We start from the raw sequence: 214 nt of genomic DNA on the forward strand, positions 1-214 counted from the left end.
GAGCAGGCAGCTGTTCGACCTGGTCACCGCCCGGTGGGCCACCCTGGTCCTGGTCGACCTCATGGAGGGCCCGCAACGCTGGTCCGAGCTGCGCCGGCGGGCCGGCGGCGTCAGCGACAAGATGCTCGCGCAGACCCTGCGCGACCTCGAAACCGGCGGACTGATCACCCGCACCGTGCACACCAGCCGCCCGCCGACGGTGCAGTACGACCTG

General features: G+C 72.0%; 1 protein-coding gene. It reads left to right on the top strand.

Annotated elements, in window-relative coordinates:
* On the top strand, positions 1–214 hold a 214-nt coding region (locus IG99_RS43975; protein WP_037684751.1), incomplete at both ends, for a winged helix-turn-helix transcriptional regulator.

The organism is Streptomyces griseus subsp. griseus, from assembly GCF_000720255.1.
GTDB lineage: Bacteria > Actinomycetota > Actinomycetes > Streptomycetales > Streptomycetaceae > Streptomyces > Streptomyces griseus_I.